General features: G+C 36.9%; 23 protein-coding genes. 13 read left to right on the forward strand and 10 right to left on the reverse strand.

Annotation, left to right across the window (positions count from 1 at the left end):
* The first annotated feature begins 123 nt into the window (after nucleotides 1-123).
* Complete coding sequence (locus tag G9Q29_RS13725) at nucleotides 124-1,365, forward strand: ABC transporter permease (protein WP_187038262.1); 1,242 nt, start codon at nucleotides 124-126, stop codon at nucleotides 1,363-1,365.
* Nucleotides 1,366-1,635: 270 nt separating this feature from the next.
* Here the strand turns inward: G9Q29_RS13725 and prmC are convergent, their stop codons facing one another.
* Nucleotides 1,636-2,490 carry a peptide chain release factor N(5)-glutamine methyltransferase gene (prmC, locus tag G9Q29_RS13730; protein WP_166138575.1) on the reverse strand — a complete coding sequence of 285 codons (855 nt, stop codon included), beginning with the start codon at nucleotides 2,488-2,490 and terminating at the stop codon, nucleotides 1,636-1,638.
* Nucleotides 2,491-2,516: 26 nt separating this feature from the next.
* Nucleotides 2,517-3,008, reverse strand: coding sequence for a GNAT family N-acetyltransferase (locus G9Q29_RS13735; protein ID WP_166138578.1), 492 nt, complete (start codon nucleotides 3,006-3,008; stop codon nucleotides 2,517-2,519).
* Between the two features lie 103 nt (nucleotides 3,009-3,111).
* On the opposite strand from G9Q29_RS13735, the gene ribD reads away from it, so the two are divergent.
* From ribD to G9Q29_RS13750, 3 genes are read left to right on the forward strand one after another with little or no spacing between them, the layout of a single operon-like run.
* Nucleotides 3,112-4,170, forward strand: coding sequence for a bifunctional diaminohydroxyphosphoribosylaminopyrimidine deaminase/5-amino-6-(5-phosphoribosylamino)uracil reductase RibD (gene ribD / locus G9Q29_RS13740; protein WP_166138581.1), 1,059 nt, complete (start codon nucleotides 3,112-3,114; stop codon nucleotides 4,168-4,170).
* Nucleotides 4,148-4,750 carry an HAD family hydrolase gene (locus G9Q29_RS13745; RefSeq protein WP_166138585.1) on the forward strand — a complete coding sequence of 201 codons (603 nt, stop codon included), beginning with the start codon at nucleotides 4,148-4,150 and terminating at the stop codon, nucleotides 4,748-4,750. The genes ribD and G9Q29_RS13745 overlap by 23 nt, the downstream gene beginning before the upstream one ends.
* Nucleotides 4,751-4,792: 42 nt before the next feature.
* Complete coding sequence (locus tag G9Q29_RS13750) at nucleotides 4,793-5,416, forward strand: IMPACT family protein (RefSeq protein WP_225872949.1); 624 nt, start codon at nucleotides 4,793-4,795, stop codon at nucleotides 5,414-5,416.
* Between the two features lie 31 nt (nucleotides 5,417-5,447).
* Here the strand turns inward: G9Q29_RS13750 and G9Q29_RS13755 are convergent, their stop codons facing one another.
* Nucleotides 5,448-5,852 carry an acyl-CoA thioesterase gene (locus G9Q29_RS13755; protein WP_166138589.1) on the reverse strand — a complete coding sequence of 135 codons (405 nt, stop codon included), beginning with the start codon at nucleotides 5,850-5,852 and terminating at the stop codon, nucleotides 5,448-5,450.
* A gap of 184 nt (nucleotides 5,853-6,036) precedes the next feature.
* Between G9Q29_RS13755 and dnaA the strand changes: the two genes are divergently transcribed.
* The 5 genes from dnaA to G9Q29_RS13780 all read left to right on the forward strand — a co-directional run bounded on the left by dnaA (nucleotide 6,037) and on the right by G9Q29_RS13780 (nucleotide 11,061).
* Complete coding sequence (gene dnaA / locus G9Q29_RS13760) at nucleotides 6,037-7,464, forward strand: chromosomal replication initiator protein DnaA (RefSeq protein WP_166138592.1); 1,428 nt, start codon at nucleotides 6,037-6,039, stop codon at nucleotides 7,462-7,464.
* Nucleotides 7,465-7,471: 7 nt separating this feature from the next.
* A complete protein-coding gene (locus G9Q29_RS13765; protein WP_166138595.1) occupies nucleotides 7,472-7,942 on the forward strand; it encodes a low molecular weight protein-tyrosine-phosphatase in 471 nt (156 codons plus the stop codon).
* Nucleotides 7,943-8,024: 82 nt separating this feature from the next.
* Nucleotides 8,025-8,747: an SAM-dependent methyltransferase gene (locus tag G9Q29_RS13770; protein WP_166138599.1), complete on the forward strand. Its 723-nt coding sequence runs from the start codon at nucleotides 8,025-8,027 to the stop codon at nucleotides 8,745-8,747.
* A gap of 225 nt (nucleotides 8,748-8,972) precedes the next feature.
* Complete coding sequence (locus tag G9Q29_RS13775; RefSeq protein ID WP_166138602.1) at nucleotides 8,973-10,100, forward strand: methionine aminotransferase; 1,128 nt, start codon at nucleotides 8,973-8,975, stop codon at nucleotides 10,098-10,100.
* Nucleotides 10,101-10,179: 79 nt separating this feature from the next.
* On the forward strand, nucleotides 10,180-11,061 hold the full coding sequence (locus G9Q29_RS13780) for an SDR family oxidoreductase (RefSeq protein WP_166138604.1): 882 nt from the start codon (nucleotides 10,180-10,182) through the stop codon (nucleotides 11,059-11,061).
* Nucleotides 11,062-11,143: 82 nt separating this feature from the next.
* Here the strand turns inward: G9Q29_RS13780 and G9Q29_RS13785 are convergent, their stop codons facing one another.
* The 4 genes from G9Q29_RS13785 to G9Q29_RS13800 all read right to left on the reverse strand — a co-directional run bounded on the left by G9Q29_RS13785 (nucleotide 11,144) and on the right by G9Q29_RS13800 (nucleotide 13,500).
* Nucleotides 11,144-11,443 carry a hypothetical protein gene (locus G9Q29_RS13785; protein ID WP_166138607.1) on the reverse strand — a complete coding sequence of 100 codons (300 nt, stop codon included), beginning with the start codon at nucleotides 11,441-11,443 and terminating at the stop codon, nucleotides 11,144-11,146.
* A 61-nt stretch (nucleotides 11,444-11,504) separates the two neighbouring features.
* Nucleotides 11,505-12,035 (reverse strand): YceI family protein, encoded by a 531-nt coding sequence (locus G9Q29_RS13790; protein WP_166138610.1) that lies wholly within the window; start codon nucleotides 12,033-12,035, stop codon nucleotides 11,505-11,507.
* A 38-nt stretch (nucleotides 12,036-12,073) separates the two neighbouring features.
* A complete protein-coding gene (locus G9Q29_RS13795; protein WP_166138613.1) occupies nucleotides 12,074-12,829 on the reverse strand; it encodes a pirin family protein in 756 nt (251 codons plus the stop codon).
* An 89-nt stretch (nucleotides 12,830-12,918) separates the two neighbouring features.
* Nucleotides 12,919-13,500, reverse strand: a complete 582-nt coding sequence (locus G9Q29_RS13800; protein WP_166138616.1) for a Crp/Fnr family transcriptional regulator — start codon at nucleotides 13,498-13,500, stop codon at nucleotides 12,919-12,921.
* Between the two features lie 149 nt (nucleotides 13,501-13,649).
* Between G9Q29_RS13800 and udk the strand changes: the two genes are divergently transcribed.
* The 4 genes from udk (at nucleotide 13,650) to scpA (ending at nucleotide 18,311) form a co-directional block, all read left to right on the forward strand.
* Nucleotides 13,650-14,258 carry a uridine kinase gene (gene udk, locus G9Q29_RS13805; RefSeq protein ID WP_166138832.1) on the forward strand — a complete coding sequence of 203 codons (609 nt, stop codon included), beginning with the start codon at nucleotides 13,650-13,652 and terminating at the stop codon, nucleotides 14,256-14,258.
* Nucleotides 14,259-14,339: 81 nt separating this feature from the next.
* Nucleotides 14,340-14,663: an FtsB family cell division protein gene (locus G9Q29_RS13810; RefSeq protein WP_166138620.1), complete on the forward strand. Its 324-nt coding sequence runs from the start codon at nucleotides 14,340-14,342 to the stop codon at nucleotides 14,661-14,663.
* Between the two features lie 81 nt (nucleotides 14,664-14,744).
* A complete protein-coding gene (locus tag G9Q29_RS13815; RefSeq protein ID WP_166138623.1) occupies nucleotides 14,745-16,112 on the forward strand; it encodes a methylmalonyl-CoA mutase subunit beta in 1,368 nt (455 codons plus the stop codon).
* 60 nt (nucleotides 16,113-16,172) lie between these two features.
* On the forward strand, nucleotides 16,173-18,311 hold the full coding sequence (gene scpA, locus G9Q29_RS13820; protein ID WP_166138629.1) for a methylmalonyl-CoA mutase: 2,139 nt from the start codon (nucleotides 16,173-16,175) through the stop codon (nucleotides 18,309-18,311).
* 79 nt (nucleotides 18,312-18,390) lie between these two features.
* On the opposite strand, the gene G9Q29_RS13825 is transcribed toward scpA, so the two are convergent.
* The 3 genes from G9Q29_RS13825 to mltG form a co-directional block, all read right to left on the reverse strand.
* On the reverse strand, nucleotides 18,391-19,032 hold the full coding sequence (locus tag G9Q29_RS13825) for a peptidoglycan-binding protein LysM (RefSeq protein WP_166138635.1): 642 nt from the start codon (nucleotides 19,030-19,032) through the stop codon (nucleotides 18,391-18,393).
* Between the two features lie 97 nt (nucleotides 19,033-19,129).
* Nucleotides 19,130-20,071, reverse strand: a complete 942-nt coding sequence (locus G9Q29_RS13830) for a DUF2279 domain-containing protein (protein WP_225872950.1) — start codon at nucleotides 20,069-20,071, stop codon at nucleotides 19,130-19,132.
* Nucleotides 20,022-21,062, reverse strand: a complete 1,041-nt coding sequence (gene mltG, locus G9Q29_RS13835) for an endolytic transglycosylase MltG (protein ID WP_166138641.1) — start codon at nucleotides 21,060-21,062, stop codon at nucleotides 20,022-20,024. The genes G9Q29_RS13830 and mltG overlap by 50 nt, the downstream gene beginning before the upstream one ends.
* Nucleotides 21,063-21,103 lie beyond the last annotated feature (41 nt).

Consider the following 21,103-nt stretch of genomic DNA (forward strand, 5'->3'; position numbering starts at 1 on the left):
TTGTTGCTGCGAATGGTAACAAAAAGCGGGAAAAAGCTACTGATAGAAAAGTAGAAGAACAAAAAAGCAGGTTACGATAGAAAAATGTAACGAAATAAGTCAATTGGTGTCAAACGTACTATTATGATAAAATTATTCAAAGAAAATGTTCGAATTGCCTTAGGCTCCATTAGAACACAATTGTTGCGAACGGTGCTTACGGTAATGATTATTGCTATTGGAATCACTGCATTGGTGAGTATTTTAACCGTTGTATCTGCCTTGGAGAACACTATCTCTTCTGATTTTGCATCGATGGGAGCCAATACTTTCAACATCAAACAGTACGAAAATACTACACGTAATCGTGGTGGTGGCGAGCGCGAAATCATCAACCCGATTATTTCGTACCCAGAAGCGGTTGCTTTTAAAAATAAATATACTTATCCGTTTACCGAAACTTCTTTATCATTTACAGCTACAGCGGCGGCAGAAGTAAAATACGAAGCCACGAAAACTGATCCTGAAAATTCAATTGTAGGTGTTGATGAATATTTCATGACCAACTCCGGATTAGAGACTAGTTCAGGAAGAAATTTCACCCGATTTGATATTGACAACAATGCTTATGTTTGTGTGGTAGGTTCTGATTTTGAAAAAGGCTTACTTAAAAATGTAAACCCAATTGATAAAATAATTTCCATTCGTGGGGCAAAATTTAGAGTTATTGGCGTACTGAAAGAGAAAGGATCTACTTTTGGTAACAGTCAGGATTTGCGTATTTTGATTCCAATTCAAGTGGCGCGTTCGTTATTTACCGCTCCTAACATCAATTATACCGTGAGTGTTATGGTGGGTAAAAAAGAATTGCTTGAACAAGCGCTTGACAATGCCACAAGTACGATGCGACGTGTGCGAAAATTAAGCCCAGTAAAAGACAACAACTTTGGAATTGTACGCAGCGACGATTTGATTAACCGAATTTTGGGAATCACACAATATTTAGGACTTGCCTCGTGGTTGATTGGAGTAATCACCGTTTTGGGCTCTTCGATTGCCTTAATGAATATCATGATTGTATCTGTAACCGAAAGAACGCGCGAAATTGGTGTACGTAAAGCATTGGGCGCCAAAAAAACTACGATCGCGATTCAGTTTTTTATTGAAACCTTACTTATTGGACAATTAGGTGGACTGGTTGGGATTATTTTTGGAATCCTAATTGGTTTTGGAATTGCAACCGCCATGAGTTTTGCCTTCGTGATTCCGTGGGGAGCAATTATGGCTGCTTTTATCACTAGTTTTATCGTAGCGATTGCATCTGGACTTTACCCTGCTATTAAAGCGGCTGTTTTAGACCCGATTGAAGCGTTGAGATACGAGTAAGAAACATTTCATGACCTAATTTGGTCGTGACCAAAAAAAAGGAGCAACAATTCAAGATGAATTGTCGCTCCTTTTTAATAAGTTTTCGCCGCAGCGGATTACTTTAAGACAACATTACGTTAGACTTCTGCAACCGACTTTTTTTATATTGAAGATTTCTATTGAATCAAGAAAAAAGTGAATTTAACTTTTAAACTTAATCTGTGGAAATCCTTTTAATCTGTGGCAAAAAAGCTTTGGTAATTGCTATGGATTAATACTCACAATAAACTAATACGTAGATCGTATCATTCTATCATTACCATAAATATCTTTTTTGAGAATGATATTTTTAAAACCTAGACCTTGTAACATTCCAATCATTTCAGGGCCTAAATACTGATTGATTTCAAAAAAAAGAAAGCCGTTTGGTTTTAGATTTTTCTGCGCCAATTCGGCTATTTTTTTATAAAAAATCAACGCATTATCATTTTCAACAAAAAGTGCTAAGTGCGGTTCATAGTCCAAGACGTTTTTCTTGATTTCAACTTTCTCAAGATTGCGAATGTATGGCGGGTTAGAAACGATTACATCAAACTGTTCCTGTAAATCATTTGTTTCTAGAATATTTTGATTTTTAAAAACAACATCTACTTTGTTATTTTGTGCATTTTTTTGGGCTGTTGCCAAAGCATCGACAGATACATCAAGTGCGGTAACTTGGGCGTTCGGAATATTTTTTGCTAAAGAAATTGCAATGCATCCGCTACCGGTACCAATGTCAATAATTCGCAGATTTTGATCTTTTGAAGTTTCTTTTTGACTTTCAATGATCCAGTCAACTAACTCTTCCGTTTCGGGTCTGGGAATCAAAACAGCAGGATTCACTTCAAAATCTAATCCGAAAAAATTGGTTTTACCTAAAACGTATTGAACAGGAATTTCTAATTTAAGCTGTGACAAATAGGCGTTCCATTTATTCAGCTGCTCTTCAGACAGCGAAAGATCAGGATTTAAAGCTAAATCAACCCTTTTGAGCTGCTGCAAATCCTCCAGGATAATGTAAAAAAAACTCTCGGCTTCTTCAGCAGAACAAATAGGTGTTGATTCTTGAATAAAATAAGCGCGATAGTCTCTGATTTTCATGGAAAGTAAGTTTGAAAATGGGGTAATTAGGCGTTTAAATCTTTTAGCATCCAGATCGGACAACTACTATGACCTGTGCTACCCATAGGCTCAGAAAGGGATTCAAAACCTACTTTTTTATAGAGCTTTTGAGCATCAGTCATGAAGGGCATTGTTTCAAGGTAGCATTTATCAAACCCCATATTTTTGGCGCTTTGCAAACACAACAACATCATTTCGTGACCAATTCCTAATCCGCGTGTTTGTGGCAGAAAATACATTTTTTGTAATTCACAAATATTGTCGGTTTGGTTGGCCAAAGGTGCAATTCCAGCAACACCCACGATTGTCTCTTGATGTTCTACCACATAATATACCGATCTTGGTTTACTGTACTCCTCAAACATCAAATCAAGATACGGATCTTCATAAGCAGTACCTACTTTTGGGATGTTCATTTCGTCAAAAATAGCACGGATTAGTGCTGCAACAGCAGGATTATCTTGCTTTTCAATCTTTCTGATGGTGTAATTTTCCATTTTATGAGCCAATTATTTATTGGCAAAAATAGAAATACTTTATGACAAATTTTTGAATAGTTCAAAACAAAAACATCCGCTGAAAAATTAGTACTTTTGCGCCGTGAACAAACATGAAAAATACATACAGCGCTGCATCGAATTAGCCAAAAATGGCTTGGGTACGACCTACCCAAATCCAATGGTAGGAAGTGTAATTGTGTACAATGATACTATCATTGGCGAGGGTTGGCACCAAAAAGCGGGACAAGCTCATGCCGAAGTAAACGCCATTGCATCGGTAAAAGACAAAAGCTTGCTTGCAAAAGCGACTATTTATGTCAGCTTGGAACCTTGCAGTCATTTCGGAAAAACACCTCCTTGCAGTGATTTGATTTTGAACACTAAAATTCCGAATGTAGTCATCGGAACAGTAGATCCCAATGTAAAAGTAGCTGGGAACGGAATTAAAAAATTGGTTGAAAACGGCATTAACGTCACAATGGGGATATTAGAAAAAGAGTGCAACGAATTGAACAAGCGTTTTTTTACTTTTCACCAAAAAAAACGACCTTTTATAATCTTGAAATGGGCACAAAGTCGTGACGGCTTTTTGGCGCCTTTGCAAAAAGAAACAACTGCACCGGTTTGGCTTACTTCTGATCATTCAAGACAATTAGTTCACAAATGGCGAACAGAAGAACAAGCGATACTTGTTGGCGCACAAACGGTATTGGATGACAATCCAAAACTCAACGCCAGAGATTGGCATGGTTTACAACCCACACGAGTGGTTATTGACCCGAACAATCGGATTTTAAGTTCAAGTGCTGTGCTTAACGACCAGCAAAAAACAATTGTCTTTACTCAAAATCAAAACCGACAAAACACAGAAAACACCACTTATGTTACGATTGATTTTGATCAAAATAGTGTAACACAAATGATGCAACATTTATTCGAGCAAGAACTGCAATCCGTAATCATTGAAGGCGGAAGACATACTTTGCAAGCCTTTATTGATTGTGGAATCTGGGACGAAGCTCGTATTTTTACCAGTAAAACACTTTTGGGCAATGGAATAAAAGCACCCTCTTTTCCTTATTTTAGCTCGATAGAACAACAAATAGGAACTGATCAACTTGTAATTGTAAGCAATCATGATTCAATCGATAATATTTGATTTTGGTGATATTTTCATCAATTTAGATAAGCAAGCCATTTTAAACGCCCTGCAAAAACTAGGTTTACAAGAATGGAATGCTGCTCTTGATGAACTTAATGAACAGTTTGAACGTGGCGAAATATCCCGAAACGCATTCTTGCAAGGATTACAACAGCAACTTCGCGATGCAACTCAGGACCAAATATTGGCGGCATGGAATGCTGTGTTGTTAGATTTTCCGCAACACCGCTTGACCTTTTTACAGGAGTTATCTAAAAAATACCGTTTGTTTTTATTGTCGAATACCGATTCCATTCATATATCTTATTTTGAACAACAAAACGGAAAAGGGTTTTACGAGGCTTTTTATAATTGTTTTGAAAAAATTTATTTTTCCTTTGAAATGGTCATGCGCAAACCCGATTCAGCGATTTATCAACGTGTGCTTGATGAGCAAAAACTTGACCCTGCAACTGTTTTATTTGTTGATGACAAAAAAGAAAATACCGATGCTGCGGCAAAGCTAGGAATCAAAGTGTGGAATTTACAAGTGGGCCAAGAAGATGTTACGGAACTTTACGAAAAAGACCTACTTTAAAAGAATACATTTCGAATTTATAACTACACCAATCACACTTCGTTGAAAGATACCTACCTCACTATTGCCAATCCTACTGAAGAAATTCTGTTTAAAGAAAAAAACAGTAAATTTTACGGATACGCTTTTCCAATGACATATGAGGAAGAGTTAAAACCGATACTTGAAACCCTACGAAAAACACATCCACAAGCCGGGCATTTTTGCTACGCTTACCAGTTAGGAACCGAACAAACCACTTATCGGGCAAATGACGACGGAGAACCAAGTAATAGCGCAGGAATGCCAATTTATGGCCAAATTCAGTCTTTCGGGTTAACTAATGTGCTTGTTGTTGTAGCTCGAGTTTATGGTGGTGTAAAATTGGGTGTTGGCGGCTTGATTTCAGCTTACAAAACCACAGCGCAAGAAGTTTTAAAAGAAGCAAGCGTCATCGAAAAAACAGTCGATAGCGAATTTATAATCGAATTTGACTACCAAAATATGAACAAAGTCATGCGCGTGATTAAAGAAAAAAAGCTAGAAATTGTAGCTCAAGAAATGAAAATAAATCCTGAAACGGATGCGCCATTAGGTGTAATTACGATAAAAACACGCAAAAAAAATGCCGAAATTACTTTCGACATTTTCAATTCTATGTTTGAAATTAACATCAAAAGAGCTTAAAATTAGCTCTTAAAATTGCATTTTTCGCGCTTTATTCGATCGTTTTTAGCAATTCCAAAATGTAATCAGGCGGAGCGGTAGCTTTTCCTGTTTTTAGGGACACAAAAACCAGAATAAATTGGGCCTTTGTTAATAACTCACCACCTTCATTATATATTTCGCAATCAAATTCAATCTTTACTGAACTTTGACTTTTAAATGTTGTATGAACTGTTAAAAGTTCATCATATCGTGCTGATTTTTTGTAATTGATATTCATTGAAACAATTGGCAAAGCAATACCACTTTTTTCCATCTCTTTATATGAAATCCCTTTGTTTCTAAGCCATTCCACTCTTCCAATCTCAAAATAGGGGATATAATTTCCGTGATAAACAACTCCCATTTGGTCTGTTTCTGAGTACCGAACTCGAACTTCTACTTGATGACTTTTCATTATATTTATATTAAAATTTGAATTAAAAAAAGGTGCCTTACAACAATATTTTGAAAAATTACCACCCCATATATTTTTTTTTAAAAAAATTTGTTCACATATTTGTTACCCCGAAAATAAGTAACCAAACATATTTCTTTTAGTAAGCTAAAAGTTACAAAACAAAACAATTTATTTAGAATATATGAACAAAACTGCTCAATCAGTATGGGAAAACTGTTTGTCTTTTATAAAGGACAACATTCAAGACCAAGCTTACAAAACTTGGTTCGAACCAATCAAATCAGTTGAACTTACCGATAACGCATTATATATTCAAGTACCAAGTAAATTTTTTTACGAGTGGCTCGAAGAACACTATGTAAAATTATTGAAAGTGGCGCTTACTAAAGAACTAGGCAAAAATGCAAAGTTACTTTATAAAATTAGAATGGAAAACACTTATGGCAACAAACAACCGTTTACTGAACAGTTGCCAAGTGCCAATAGAGTTCCTATGAAACCACAGGAAGTTGATGCTCCATTCAAAAACTTAAATCCAGAACTTAAAAACCCATTTGTAATTCCGGGGATTCGTAATTTAAAAATCGAATCGCAACTAAACGCGAATTACAGTTTCGATAATTTCTTAGAAGGAGATTCTAACCGTTTGGCTCGTTCAGCAGGTATGGCCGTGGCCAACAAACCGGGTGGAACTTCTTTTAATCCTTTACTGATATTTGGTGGAGTTGGTTTAGGAAAAACACACTTGGCACACGCTATTGGTGTTGAGATTAAAGACAAATATCCCGAGAAAACAGTTTTATATATTTCAGCTGAAATTTTCACACAACAATACATCGACTCTGTAAAGAAAAACAACAGAAACGATTTCATTCACTTCTATCAATTAATCGATGTTTTGATTATTGATGATGTTCAGTTTTTATCAGGTAAATCAGGAACGCAAGATGTATTTTTCCATATTTTTAATTACCTGCACCAAAACGGAAAGCAAGTTATTTTAACTTCGGATAAAGCACCTGTTGACATGCAAGACATTGAACAACGTTTATTGTCTCGTTTTAAATGGGGATTATCAGCTGAATTGCATCAACCAGACTACGAAACTCGTATTTCTATCTTAAAGAATATTTTGTACCGTGATGGTGTTGAAATTCCAGAAGACATCATTGAGTACGTGGCTCGCAACATCAAATCAAATGTTCGTGAGCTTGAAGGAGCCATTATTTCATTGATCGCACAATCTTCTTTCAATAAAAAAGAAGTAACCATCGAATTAGCGAAGAGTGTGGTAGAGAAGTTTGTTAAAAATGTAAAAAGAGAAATCTCTATTGATTACATTCAAAAAATCGTATCGGATTATTTCCAATTGGATTTAGAAACACTTCAATCGAAAACGCGAAAACGTCATGTGGTGCAAGCCAGACAATTAGCCATGTTTTTTGCCAAAAAATTCACCAAGGCGTCTTTGGCAAACATTGGTTCTCAAATAGGAGACCGTGATCACGCTACTGTATTGCACGCATGCAAAACTGTTGACAATTTGGTTGCAACCGACAAACAATTCAAAAAGTTTGTAGACGATATCAACAAGAAACTAACTTTGTAATAGCATCATGTCAGTAAAAGTTTTAATGGTTTGTTTAGGAAATATTTGCCGTTCACCATTGGCAGAAGGCATTTTAGCAGCTAAACTACCCAAAGATCTTTTTACCGTTGACTCCGCTGGTACGGGTGCTTGGCACGTAGGCAATGGCCCAGACGAACGCTCTATTGCAGTAGCTCGCAAAAACAACATCGACATCACACACCAACGTGGCAGACAATTTAGTGAAGCTGATTTTGAGCACTTTGATCATATTTACGTGATGGATAGTTCAAATTATAAAAATGTCATACGACTTGCTCGTAACACAGAAGAAGCAGCGAAAGTCAAAATGATTTTGAACGAAATATTTCCTGGCGAAAATGTAGATGTTCCAGATCCGTATTACGGTTTGAATAATGGTTTTGATATGGTTTATCAAATGCTAGATCAAGCTTGTGATGAAATTGCAAAAAAGCTATTGGCTCAAAATTCAAATTAATTCCTTTTTATAGTCGTTCAATTCAAGTTAGAAATAAAATTGAACCGTTAGCTGTTCTTTTTACATTTTACAAATCTATTTTATGCAATCAACCAACACCTTTGGCAAACTATATCTAATTCCAACAACCATGGGGGATTGTGACCCGATGGATGTATTGCCGCAAACCATAAAAAGAAGTATTGAACTGATTGATCATTATATTGTAGAAAACGACAAAACTGCTCGAAAATCAATAAAACTGGTTGTTCCTGAAAAAAAGCAATCAGAATTGAAGCTTTTTGTTTTAAACAAACACACCGAAACCAAAGAGCATCTTGACTTTATAAAACCTTTACTTGCAGGCGAGAACATGGGTTTAATGAGCGAAGCAGGTTGCCCAGGTGTTGCCGATCCTGGCGCTGTAATTGTAAAACTAGCGCACGACAGAGGCATTCAAGTTATTCCGTTAGTTGGTCCTTCCTCTATCCTTTTGGCAATGATGGCCTCAGGCATGAACGGTCAAAGTTTTACGTTTCATGGCTACTTACCTATCGAAAAGGACGAAAAGAAAGCCAGCTTTAAAACCTTAGAGCGTGTTTCTTTTGAAAAAAATCAGTCGCAAATTTTTATTGAAACTCCTTATCGCAACAACAAACTACTAGAGGATTTAATTCAGGTTTTACATCCCGAAACCTTGTTGTGCATTGCTACTGACATTACTTTACCAACAGAATACATTCGAACTAAAAAAATTGCCGCTTGGAAAAAGGAATCCATAGATTTACACAAGCGTCCGACCATTTTTATCATTCATAAAATGTAAAAATTGTTTTTTTATATGTTAGCTTTAAGTTGTTAATGCAAGAACATTGTAAAAGAAAATCTTAATTTTTATTCTGTTTTGCAAATAGTTTTGTGAGTTTTCATTCTGTAAAAAACAACTTCTGACGGAAAAAAAATCTGCTTTACACAACAATTTCATAGCAAAATTTGCAGCAAAATTTACTTTAAATTAGCTATATTGAGGTCCTAATTTGGCACCTTAACTATGAGTAAATTACCCAACAGCGGCACAAGTATTTTTACAGTAATGTCACAAATGGCAGCAAAGCACAACGCGATAAATCTATCTCAAGGTTTTCCTAATTTTCCCGTTGATGAGCGACTAACCGCCATTGTTGCACGGCTGGCGCATGAAAATGTGCATCAATATTCACCTATGGCTGGATATGTACCATTATTGGAAAAAATAGCAAAATTGGTACAAGATTCCTATCGTAGAACTATAACGGTTGCAACCGAAGTTTTGGTAACTACTGGTGCTACACAAGGAATTTTCACCACGATTACGGCGCTCATTCAAGCCAATGACGAAGTAATAATTGTTGACCCAAGTTATGATTGCTACGAGACCCCAATTGTCCTAGCTGGAGCAAAACCTGTTCGAGTACCACTTTACGATGACTATGCTACCAATTGGGAACGCATTGAAGAAGCATTTAACTCAAAAACCAAAATGCTTATTATCAATAATCCACACAATCCTACTGGGAAAATCCTTAAAGCAACTGATTTTGAAGCACTAGAGCGCTTATTGGCAAAATTTCCAAAAGTACTTTTACTCTCTGACGAAGTATACGAATACATCACGTTCGAAGAAAACCACATTTCCGCTCACACTCGTACCTTTTTTCATGACAGAACTATCGTCGTGTCCTCTTTTGGAAAATCTTTTCATATCACTGGATGGAAGATTGGCTATTTGGTTGCTCCAGAACACTTGATGAACGAAATTAAAAAAGTACATCAGTTTTTAGTGTTTAGCGTCAACAGTATTTGTCAAGTTGCAATTGCCGAATATTTAGATGTAGTTGCTATTGCCGACATCAAAAAGATGTATCAAGAAAAAAGAGATTATTTTAGAAGGCTTTTGCAAAACAGTCGCTTCAAACTAATGCCTTGCGAGGGCACGTATTTTCAAGTTGCTTCTTATGCTGCTATTTCGCAAGAAAGTGATGTAGATTTTTGCAAACGTTTGATTACCGACTTTGGAGTTGCGGCCATCCCAATTTCTACTTTTTATGCCAATGGAAAAGATTTAAAACTGATTCGGTTTTGTTTTGCCAAAGACAATGCAACCCTTGAAGCGGCTGCAGCGCGCCTGTGTGTGCTTTAAAATTGGAATGAAAATAAATTTATTATGCGTGCATACTATTTTTTTTTTAGTATATTTACAATTGTAAAAAAGAAAAAAGATGAGTTATACAGATAAAATGTTACGCGATAATGCCCTAGAAGGCAAAGTAATTGTGGTTACTGGCGGCGGAAGTGGCTTAGGAAAAGCTATGACTAAATATTTTTTAGAGTTGGGTGCCAAGGTTGCTATTTCGTCTCGCGATTTAGAAAAATTGAAAACAACAGCTGCAGAATTAGAACAAGAAACAGGCGGTAGCTGCTTACCAATTCAGTGTGATGTACGTCATTACACCGAAGTGGAGAACATGTTGCAAGAAGTTTTGAAAACTTTTGGGAAAGTTGATGTACTGCTAAACAACGCAGCCGGAAACTTCATTTCACCTACTGAGCGATTATCAGCTAATGCATTTGACACCGTAATTGATATTGTATTAAAAGGTACAAAAAACTGTACTTTGGCATTTGGTAAACATTGGATTGACACCAAACAAGCCTCTGCTACGGTGCTGAACATTGTTACGACTTATGCTTGGACGGGATCAGCATACGTAGTACCTAGCGCTACTGCAAAAGCTGGTGTATTAGCAATGACGCGTAGTTTGGCTGTAGAATGGGCAAAATACGGAATTCGTACCAATGCAATTGCTCCGGGGCCTTTTCCTACCAAAGGAGCATGGGACCGTTTGTTACCAGGTGATTTGGCTGAAAAGTTTGATATGGCTAAAAAAGTTCCGTTAAAACGTGTGGGAGATCATCAAGAGCTTGCCAATCTAGCTGCTTATTTAGTTTCTGATTTTTCAGCTTATGTAAACGGAGATGTCATTACTATTGATGGTGGCGAATGGTTAAAAGGAGCTGGACAATTCAACCTTTTAGAGGCTATTCCAGAAGAACTTTGGGATCAACTAGAGATGATGATCAAAGCCAAAAAGAATAAATAAACATCAATTTCTCATAATAAAAAAAGGCAAACCAACCAAGTATAACGCTTGTTTGGTTTGCCTTTTCTATTTGCAAAAATAATTATTCTAAAGCCATTAAGATTTCACTGTTGAGTAATCCGCTGCCACCGCCATAATGTTGCACGATTCGGCAATCGGGTTGTTGCTTTTCAAAAAAAGAGCGTAAAGCCGTTTCTTCTTCTTCTAAAATTCCACATCCCAACAAAACGATATCGAAATTATATGCTGCAAAAATTGCTTTGGCTTCGTCATCTTTTAATACGCCTTGCGCCTGCCAATTATCTTGCTTATTGATCAAACGAATTACCGTTTGCAGTATTTCAAGATGCCTTCCTATGTATAAAATATTGACTTTTTTCATGGCATGAACATACATTACTTCGGCGAAAGCCTAAACAACGACTTACTGTTTAAAATAGAATTTATTGTTTTACGAATTGCAATTCGATTGCCAAACGAACCTCATCACTTACAAGAACACCACCTGTTTCAAGAGCTGAATTCCAAGTCAAGCCCCAATCTTTGCGGCTAATTTTTCCTTCTAGAGCAAAAGCTACTTTAGTATTTCCCCAAGGATCTTGCATAGTACCACCAAAATCAGCAGCTAAACTAACAGATTTTGTTACGCCATGTATTGACAAATCGCCTACCAATTCATAAGCAGAACCGCTTTTTTGTGTAAATGAAGTCGCTTGGAAAGTGATTTCTGGAAATTGTTCCGTATCAAAAAAATCAGCGCTTTGCAAATGCTTGTCTCTATCGGCATTACCTGTGTTTACTGAAGCTACAGCTCCCGTAAAATTAATTTTAGCATTCTCAAAACTTTCGTTTTCAGTTTCGATAGTAGCATCAAAAGTTAAAAATTTACCTGAAACATTCGTAAACATCATGTGTTTTACTTTAAACCCAATTTCAGAATGTGTTGGGTCAATTGCCCATTTAGTTGTAGCCATAATTGTTTTATTTAAAAAATTAATTGATTGTTTGTCATTTAAAGTTGCATTGGTACTTCCATCAAAAGGACTTCGGCACCTTCAGAATTTGCAGTTAACGATAATGAATCCGTATCCCAAATTCCTAAACCGTCACGCTGATTCAAGTTAATGTTTTGCACCGTAAAATCGCCCCTTAACACAAAAACATAAACACCGTTTCCTGGCTTTTTAATTTGATATTGAGTTGCTATACCTGCATCAAATTTCCCCATATGAAACCAGGCATCTTGATGAATCCAAACGCCTTCGTCCTCAGGATTTGGTGATAAAACTTGTTGTAATTTGTTATGACGATCGTTTAAATCAAGCGTCACTTGATCGTATCGAGGTGTAACATTTTTTTTGTTCGGATAAATCCAAATTTGCAAAAACTTAACCAACTGGTCTTGATTTTTGTTGTATTCGCTATGAAAAATTCCTGTTCCAGCACTCATGGCTTGCACATCACCCTCTCTAATTACAGTAGTGTTTCCCATACTGTCTTGGTGTTCCAAATCGCCTTCGAGCGGAATAGAAATAATTTCCATATTATCGTGTGGATGCTTACCAAACCCCATTCCTTGGTTGACTCTGTCATCATTTAAAACACGAAGCACACCAAAATTCATGCGTTCTCTGTTTTGGTAATTTGCAAAACTGAAAGTATGGTATGATTCTAACCAACCATGATTGGCATGACCACGAGTTTCAGCTTTGTGCAGCACATGTTTAAAATTGGTATCAATGCTTGGGGTAGTATTTGTATTTTCCATTTTTCAAGTTGTTTAAAAGTACACTGCAAAGTTGGAGTAAAAGCCAATTAAAAACATTGAACTAGGACAAGAAAAACAAAACTCCTTTTTTACGTTTTAGCAATTTTATGGCGGACTTTGCTTAAAAATTCGGCTGAAATACCGAGATACGAAGCAATGTAATGCTGGGCTACACGCTGCGAAAGTGTAGGATACTGTTCTAAAAACTCCAAATATTTTTCGGTTGCCGACTTAGCAATAGTATTAAATAGGCGTTCTTGGGTAACCGCCAAACTACGCTGCATAAGGATTCGGAAAGCGCGTTCAAATCGAGGTGCTTGCGCAAAAAGTGCTTCTTTAGTTTCTGGAGTAAAAATGAAAAAAGAGCAATCCTCGAGCGTTTCAATATACACTTGACTGGGTTTATGCTCATAAATACTAAATGAAATATCGCTAACCCAAGCATTTTCAATAGCAAATTGTAAAATGACTTCAGAGCCATTGGCATCAATGTAATATTTACGAACACAACCTTTTATAACAAAAGCTTCAAAATTGCACATCTCGCCTGCTTGTAGTAACATCGTCTTTTTGGGCACTTGCTGATACTCCATCAAAGAATTAAAAATCCTTAATTCCTCTGAATCAAAAGGTACGTAGCGCGAGATATTTGTGTTAATTTGTTCGTACAAAGCATTTTATTTAGATTGGAAAGGTACAAAAATAAGCGCTGCCTTTGGTAAAAAAAATGGTGAAGATGCACCAATATTTATGTAAAAAACAAAAACTGCTGCCATTTAAATTGTTATTTTTGCACCATCAAAAACGTAACAAAATTATTATGCTCATTATTGGAATTGCCGGTGGTACAGGAAGTGGAAAAACAACAGTTGTACATCAAATCATGAACGAATTACCACAAGCAGAGGTTGGTATTATTTCACAAGACTCGTATTACAAGGAAAACCACGGTCTTTCATTTGACGAAAGAGCCTTGATTAACTTTGACCATCCACGTGCTATAGACTTTCCATTGTTGGTAGAGCATTTAAAAGAATTAAAAGCTGGAAATAATATTCACCAACCCGTATATTCATTTGTAACCCACAACAGAACTGACGATACCGTTTTTACACATCCACGTAAAGTGATGCTTGTAGAAGGAATTTTGATTTTGGCCAACCCAGAGTTGAGAGAACTTTTTGATGTAAAAATTTATGTTCACGCTGACTCTGATGAGCGCTTGATTCGTCGTATGAAAAGAGATATTGCAGAGCGTGGCCGTGACATGAATGAGGTGATTAATCGTTACCAAAATACGCTTAAACCAATGCACGAGCAGTTTATTGAACCGACGAAAGCTTTTGCAGACATCATTATTCCAAATGACAAATACAATACTGTCGCTATTGACGTAGTACGCGCCGTAATTAATCAACGCATTTTATAATTTAATTGTACCTTTCGGGTATTCTAAATAGCAAATCAACAAAAAGCATTTGGCGCTTTACAGCCGCAACAAAACAGGAATATGAAAAGCAGTTTTAAAAACAATCCTTGGTTTAAATTTTTAAGCAATAAATACGTTTGGGTATTGTTGTTTTTTACCATTTGGATGGTTTTCTTAGACAATTACTCCTATTTTGACCATCAATTTTTGAATGATGAAATTGAAAGTTTAGAGGACAATGCTGCTTACTATCGGGAAGAAATCAAAAAAGATCAGGAAAACATTAGGCAACTAAAAAATCCCGAACAAATTGAAAAGTATGCTCGAGAAAAATATTATATGAAAAAAGACAGTGAGGATATTTACATCATCGAGTTTGAAAATGATTCACTAGAGCAAGAGTAAAACCTCAAAATAAAGTTTACACCTCCTAATAATCGGCTCTTGTTTTTACAAAAATTGGAGCCGTTTCAAATAACAAACACAATGACAACAAACCTTTTTGATGATTTCGATTCCGTTTCGGCAAAACAATGGAAACAAAAAATTCAATTTGAACTCAAAGGCGCTGACTACAATGAAACCTTGGTTTGGACATCGCCAGAAGACATTCAAGTAAAACCTTTTTACACTCAAGAGGATAGCAAAAATACTTTTGATGTTGCCACAAAGGCGGCTGATTTTAGTATTTGTCAAAATATTTACGTTTACGATCTCGAAAAATCGATAGAAAGAGCTACCGATACTTTGCTACGTGGCGCAGACAGCATTCGTTTTTCAATTGATAACGAGGCTATTGATGTTACTATCTTGTTAGAAAAAACGCCTCTGAACAACAGAACGGTTTACTTTAACTTGTCGTTTATTTCAATCGATTTCGTGAACAAAATCGCTGCATTTGCCGCAAATAGTAGCGCGAAAATTTTCCTAAACTTAGATCCAATTGGGCATTTAGCCAAAGAAGGAAACTGGTTTACTACCAAAGAAAAAAACAATTTTGAAACCTTGCAAAACATTTGCGCCAAGCATCCTTCGATTTCAGTACTGAGCATTAATGCGGCTTTGTACCAAAATGCAGGAGCAAATATGGTGCAACAAATTGCTTATGCTTTAGGTCATGCCACAGAATATTTCAATCAGTTGTCTTACCAAAAGCAACCGATTGTATTTGAAATTGCTGTTGGAACCAATTATTTTTTCGAGATAGCGAAATTAAGAGCTTTACGCTTGTTGTTTTCGCTAATTGCAAAAGAATACGAGGCCAACCCAAATTGTCACATTATTGCAACACCTACAAAACGCAATAAAACGCTTTACGATTATAATGTAAACATGTTACGCACCACGACAGAGTGTATGAGTGCCATTCTTGGCGGAGCTGATGCTGTTGCCAATTTAGCCTATGATGCTTTGTACCATAAAGACAACGAATTTGGCGACCGAATTGCTCGCAACCAATTACTTATTTTAAAGAACGAAAGTTATTTTGACAAAGTAAACAACCCGGCAGATGGAAGCTATTACATCGAGACTCTAACGAATCAACTGGCTGAAAAAGCTTTGAATTTGTTTAAAGATATCGAAGCTAACGGCGGCTTTTTGAAACAATTGAACGAGGGAATCATAAAGCGAAAAATTCAAGAAAGCGCTGATGCAAGTCAAGATCTTTTTGATAATGGCAAAGAAATATTGTTGGGCACTAATAAACATCCTAACAAAAACGACAGGATGAAACACGATCTAGAATTGTTTCCTTTTGTAAAAATAAAACCTCGCAAAACCCTTATCACGCCAATCATTGAAAAACGTTTGGCCGAAAAACTAGAACAAGAACGATTGAGTTCCGAAGCGTAATTCAAACTAAAGGTTCAACACATTCCACCTTTCCAACTTGTACAAATTGGTATGACACAAATGAAAAGAAAAGATTTACAACATTTACAATTACAACCTTCAGCAACTGCCAATCAACCGGAAGCAGCAAACGAGTCGGTTTTTTTAACTGCCGAAGGGATTTCAGTAAAGCCTACTTACTCTAAATTGGATTTAGAAACAGTTTCGCATCTTGATTTTGGAGCTGGATTCGCCCCAAATTTAAGAGGGCCTTATGCTACGATGTACGTACGACGTCCTTGGACTGTTCGTCAGTATGCTGGATTTTCTACTGCGGAAGAGAGTAATGCTTTTTACAGAAGAAACTTAGCAGCCGGTCAAAAAGGTTTGTCAATTGCATTTGATTTACCAACGCACCGCGGTTACGACTCAGATCACGAACGCGTGGTTGGTGACGTAGGAAAAGCTGGAGTAGCTATTGACTCTGTCGAGGATATAAAAGTTCTTTTTGATCAAATCCCACTTGATGAAATGTCAGTTTCAATGACCATGAACGGTGCTGTTTTGCCCATTATGGCCTTTTATATCGTAGCAGCCGAAGAGCAAGGTGTAGCTGCAGAATTACTTTCAGGAACCATTCAAAATGACATTCTTAAAGAATTCATGGTGCGTAATACCTACATTTATCCTCCTACTCCTTCGATGAAAATCATTGCTGATATTTTTGAATATACCAGTCAAAAAATGCCAAAATTCAATTCCATTTCCATTTCTGGCTATCACATGCAAGAAGCTGGAGCTACCGCAGATATTGAGTTGGCTTACACGCTTGCTGATGGATTAGAATACATTCGTACCGGATTAGCAACGGGAATGAAAATTGACGATTTTGCACCTCGCTTATCCTTTTTCTGGGCCATTGGTATGAACCATTTTATGGAAATTGCCAAAATGCGTGCTGGAAGAATGATTTGGGCTAAACTGGTCAAACAATTTGAGCCAAAAGACGACAAATCTCTAGCGCTACGCACACATTGCCAAACGTCTGGATGGAGTTTAACAGAGCAAGATCCTTTTAATAACGTAGCTCGTACTTGTATTGAAGCAGCAGCGGCAGCCTTTGGAGGAACCCAATCGTTGCACACCAATGCCCTTGACGAAGCCATTGCTTTGCCAACTGATTTTTCTGCCAGAATTGCTCGTAACACTCAATTGTACTTGCAAGAAGAAACAAAAATCACCAAAACAGTAGATCCATGGGCAGGAAGCTATTACGTTGAAAGCCTTACAAAAGAAATTGCCGATAATGCTTGGAAACTTATTGAAGAAGTAGAATCATTAGGCGGTATGACCAAAGCAATTGAATCTGGTATTCCGAAATTACGTATTGAAGAAGCTGCAGCCCGAAAACAAGCTCGAATTGATAGCGGACAAGATATCATTGTTGGCGTTAACCAATACCGTTTAGAAAAAGAGGATCCGTTACAAATTTTGGATGTAGACAACCAAATGGTTCGCAAGCAACAGTTGGAACAACTAGATCGTATTAAAGCTACGCGGGATAGTGAAAAAGTAAAACAATCACTTGAGAAATTAACTCACTGCGCAAAAACTGGCGAAGGAAACTTACTAGAAATTGCAGTAGAAGCAGCTAGAAACAGAACGACATTAGGAGAAATTAGTGATGCCTTAGAGTCGGTTTTTGGAAGGTATAAAGCACAAATCAAATCATTTAGCGGCGTGTACAGTAAGGAAATCAAAAATGACGAAAGCTTTGAAAAAGCGAAACAATTAGCCAATGATTTTGCCGTTGTAGAAGGGCGTCGTCCTAGAATTATGATTGCAAAAATGGGGCAAGACGGTCACGATCGTGGTGCAAAAGTAGTAGCCACAGGTTACGCTGACGTAGGTTTTGATGTTGATATTGGTCCACTTTTTCAAACACCAGCCGAAGCAGCAAAACAAGCTGTTGAAAACGACGTGCATATTTTAGGCGTTTCGTCATTAGCTGCGGGACACAAAACATTAGTGCCACAGGTAATCGATGCTTTAAAAGAATACGGCCGAGAAGATATCATGGTAGTCGTTGGCGGTGTAATCCCGGCGCAAGATTATCAATTTTTATTTGATGCGGGAGCTGTCGCAGTATTTGGACCAGGAACTAAAATTAGCGAAGCTGCCATTAGTATTTTAGAAATTTTAATTGGTGGTGACGAATAAGTTAGTTTTTCATCTTGAAAACTAATAAGCACAAAAAAGGCTAGTATTGCACTAGCCTTTTTTCTTTATAATTTAATTTTTAAATAGACGTAACAGTTGCGTTTCCATCTGCTTCTATAAACGAAGTATCATAACCGCTAAACATTTTCATATAACTGCGAATTGACGATCCGTAAGCATCAGAAAAATTGCGTCTACCTTTATACCTAAAGTATTTTTTAACCGATCCAGCACCACCAAGGTGAGCTGCTGCCAAAATTCCTGACTCTGTGATACGAACGCCATTTAAAACGGTGCCTTCGTATTTTTCAATTTCTTTTTTTAATTCCCATTTATTTTTAGCTAACAAGGCCAAAAATGCTTTTTCTTGTAATTCTGGACTGTTTAAAAAATGAGAACTGCTTTTTACTCCTACCGATTTCAATGTCTCGGTTCCAAATTGATATTTACCTAAATAACCTAAGGAATTGATTTTTTTATACTTGCTTTCGGATTCTCTTTTTCCGATAGCTTCTTTAAAACCAACAAAAAAATTACCAGTGTAAGGAATACTTGAATTGTTGTATTCACTTGCTTGTTCAGATGGAAATAAGTAGTGTGAACCATCTTCTTCATTAATAAGAAACCATGGGTTAGTTTCTAAATTTAAAGGCTTAAAACCTAAACTCAAAAAAACTGTAATAACAGTCAGACTAGTGTAAAAATACCACTTCTTTATCATAAATTGTTTTTCTTCAAAACGCTGTCCCGTTAAGAAATTTCTATGCGCAAAGGTACGTAAAAAATAGTAAGCCTGATAATCAGCACGTTAAACTTTTCTAAAAATAGACGAAGTGGTATTTTATGTCGCCGAACTGACTGATTTCGAGCGTCGGAGCAGGAACCTTAATTGTATTAATTAAAGAAAAAACAGTCTTCAAAACCGGAGATTGGGTCTTTATTTTGGTTAAATCAACATCGAAACTGAGGTAAAACTGTCTCGTTCGCCTTGCATTAAAACCAGCCGTTGCAACTTGATCTTTAGGGTTTCCTGCTAGCATTCCATCAGCTCCGTATCCCAAGGCAATATTGAGCCATTTTGGCAATTTTGATTGCTTGGCAAAGGAGTGCAAGTTCACCGAAAGCCAATAGGTTTGACCGTTGTAATCTTTTAAAATTTGTTCCGTTAAATTGGCGCCCAAAACCTCTGGACGGTATTTTGCAAAAGTGGTTTGATGAAAAGAAAATTTAGGAATAATACGTTGTTCTTCCCACAGAAGATCCTGCGCAAGATATAAACCTGTTCCCGTTGCGTTGGCCACCACGTCGCCTACAGATGCTCCCCATTCTTGAGAAAAACCATCCATAACCTCAACAGCAGTTAAAAAGGCAAAACCCATTCCGGCACCATACAACCTTTGTTGTTTTTTACTGGCACCGCTCCATTGCCAAAGTTCAGCACTTAGCCTGCCCAATTGATAAGAAGAATAAACATGTCCTACCTTATCCATTTGAAGCCATTCTGAATTGTCATCAACAAAATGAAACTTCGACCGAGGATACGAAGCATACCACAACTGATTTAACCCAATTAAGGTTCCGGTTGCAAGTGTGGCTTGGGAAATCCCTACTGCTTTTTGTCGTTTAAGATGTAAGGAATCAGCAGGTTCAAAAAAACGCTGCGCGAAACTTATTTGGAAAAAAAGGAGAAAACAAAGAACAAGACGCATTTTATCTTTGTACGCCTTGACTGTTAATCCAATCGGAGTATTTTTTTGCATTGACGTTGTGCTCCTCTAAAGTTGTAGCGAACTCGTGGTACCCAAAACGGTCTACGCTGGCGCAAAAGTAAATGAAATCGTTTTTTTCAGGATTTAAAACTGCTTCGAGCGCAGTGATATCTGGCATAGCAATTGGCCCCGGAGGTAAACCAATATTCATATAAGTATTGTAAGGATGTGGCATAACCAAGTCTTTGTAAAAAACTCTTTTTATCACTTGATTAAAATCGTTGGATTTCTTTTTCAAGGCATAAATCACGGTTGGATCGGCTTGCAAAGGCATTTCTAAACGCAAACGATTCAAGTATACGCCTGCAATGCGCGGTCTTTCGTCTTTTTTTACTGATTCTTTATGAACGATTGATGCCAAAGTTGTAGCCTGAATTGGCGTTAGCCCTTGTTTTTGCGCTTGTGCAATACGCTCCTCAGTCCAAAAACTACGGTATTCTTTTAGCATTTTATCTCTGAACTTTACTGCAGATGTATTCCAATAAATCTCATAGGTATTTGGAATAAGTAAGGCCAAAACCGTCTCTTCATTAAAACCGTTTTCTTTTAAAAAAGTAGAATCTTTAAAAGCTTGCAATAGTGAAATACTGTCGGCTTCAATTTGTGAACCCACACGACCTGCCAAGTTTTCAATGCGTTCTTGATTGTTAAAAGCCAATTTCACCGCTGAATTAAGGCGCAGACTTTTAACCAATTCGTAACTATTCATTCCTTTCGTCAAAAGAAAGCGACCTGGAATCACATTCTCGGTATACCCGCGTTTGCTGGCAACCGTTTCAAAACGGTCCATATCTTCAACATAAGGCAAAAGCAATTGTTTTACTTGCTCATAATTTGCATCAGTAGGCACGTATACGTACACTTCATTTTCAGAAAATTTGGTATTTGGCGAAAATACTTTTTGTACAAAATACAAACCGTAAACCAATAAAATCGAGATTACAACTACAGATACAATGCTGATTATTTTTTTGATATTCATTTGAGGGCTTTTATGAATGAAGAAATATGTTTTCTAATTTA

The organism is Flavobacterium turcicum (genome assembly GCF_011365745.1).
GTDB lineage: Bacteria > Bacteroidota > Bacteroidia > Flavobacteriales > Flavobacteriaceae > Flavobacterium > Flavobacterium turcicum.

What these genes read in the sequence shown, in the direction of transcription:
- G9Q29_RS13725 (WP_187038262.1), top strand. Translation starts at nt 124, where the DNA reads ATGATAAAATTATTCAAAGAAAATGTTCGAATTGCCTTAGGCTCCATT.
- prmC (WP_166138575.1), bottom strand. Translation starts at nt 2,490, where the DNA reads ATGAAAATCAGAGACTATCGCGCTTATTTTATTCAAGAATCAACACCT.
- G9Q29_RS13735 (WP_166138578.1), bottom strand. Translation starts at nt 3,008, where the DNA reads ATGGAAAATTACACCATCAGAAAGATTGAAAAGCAAGATAATCCTGCT.
- G9Q29_RS13745 (WP_166138585.1), top strand. Translation starts at nt 4,148, where the DNA reads ATGATTCAATCGATAATATTTGATTTTGGTGATATTTTCATCAATTTA.
- G9Q29_RS13755 (WP_166138589.1), bottom strand. Translation starts at nt 5,852, where the DNA reads ATGAAAAGTCATCAAGTAGAAGTTCGAGTTCGGTACTCAGAAACAGAC.
- dnaA (WP_166138592.1), top strand. Translation starts at nt 6,037, where the DNA reads ATGAACAAAACTGCTCAATCAGTATGGGAAAACTGTTTGTCTTTTATA.
- G9Q29_RS13765 (WP_166138595.1), top strand. Translation starts at nt 7,472, where the DNA reads ATGTCAGTAAAAGTTTTAATGGTTTGTTTAGGAAATATTTGCCGTTCA.
- G9Q29_RS13770 (WP_166138599.1), top strand. Translation starts at nt 8,025, where the DNA reads ATGCAATCAACCAACACCTTTGGCAAACTATATCTAATTCCAACAACC.
- G9Q29_RS13775 (WP_166138602.1), top strand. Translation starts at nt 8,973, where the DNA reads ATGAGTAAATTACCCAACAGCGGCACAAGTATTTTTACAGTAATGTCA.
- G9Q29_RS13780 (WP_166138604.1), top strand. Translation starts at nt 10,180, where the DNA reads ATGAGTTATACAGATAAAATGTTACGCGATAATGCCCTAGAAGGCAAA.
- G9Q29_RS13785 (WP_166138607.1), bottom strand. Translation starts at nt 11,443, where the DNA reads ATGAAAAAAGTCAATATTTTATACATAGGAAGGCATCTTGAAATACTG.
- G9Q29_RS13790 (WP_166138610.1), bottom strand. Translation starts at nt 12,035, where the DNA reads ATGGCTACAACTAAATGGGCAATTGACCCAACACATTCTGAAATTGGG.
- G9Q29_RS13795 (WP_166138613.1), bottom strand. Translation starts at nt 12,829, where the DNA reads ATGGAAAATACAAATACTACCCCAAGCATTGATACCAATTTTAAACAT.
- udk (WP_166138832.1), top strand. Translation starts at nt 13,650, where the DNA reads ATGCTCATTATTGGAATTGCCGGTGGTACAGGAAGTGGAAAAACAACA.
- G9Q29_RS13810 (WP_166138620.1), top strand. Translation starts at nt 14,340, where the DNA reads ATGAAAAGCAGTTTTAAAAACAATCCTTGGTTTAAATTTTTAAGCAAT.
- G9Q29_RS13815 (WP_166138623.1), top strand. Translation starts at nt 14,745, where the DNA reads ATGACAACAAACCTTTTTGATGATTTCGATTCCGTTTCGGCAAAACAA.
- scpA (WP_166138629.1), top strand. Translation starts at nt 16,173, where the DNA reads ATGAAAAGAAAAGATTTACAACATTTACAATTACAACCTTCAGCAACT.
- G9Q29_RS13825 (WP_166138635.1), bottom strand. Translation starts at nt 19,032, where the DNA reads ATGATAAAGAAGTGGTATTTTTACACTAGTCTGACTGTTATTACAGTT.
- G9Q29_RS13830 (WP_225872950.1), bottom strand. Translation starts at nt 20,071, where the DNA reads ATGCAAAAAAATACTCCGATTGGATTAACAGTCAAGGCGTACAAAGAT.
- mltG (WP_166138641.1), bottom strand. Translation starts at nt 21,062, where the DNA reads ATGAATATCAAAAAAATAATCAGCATTGTATCTGTAGTTGTAATCTCG.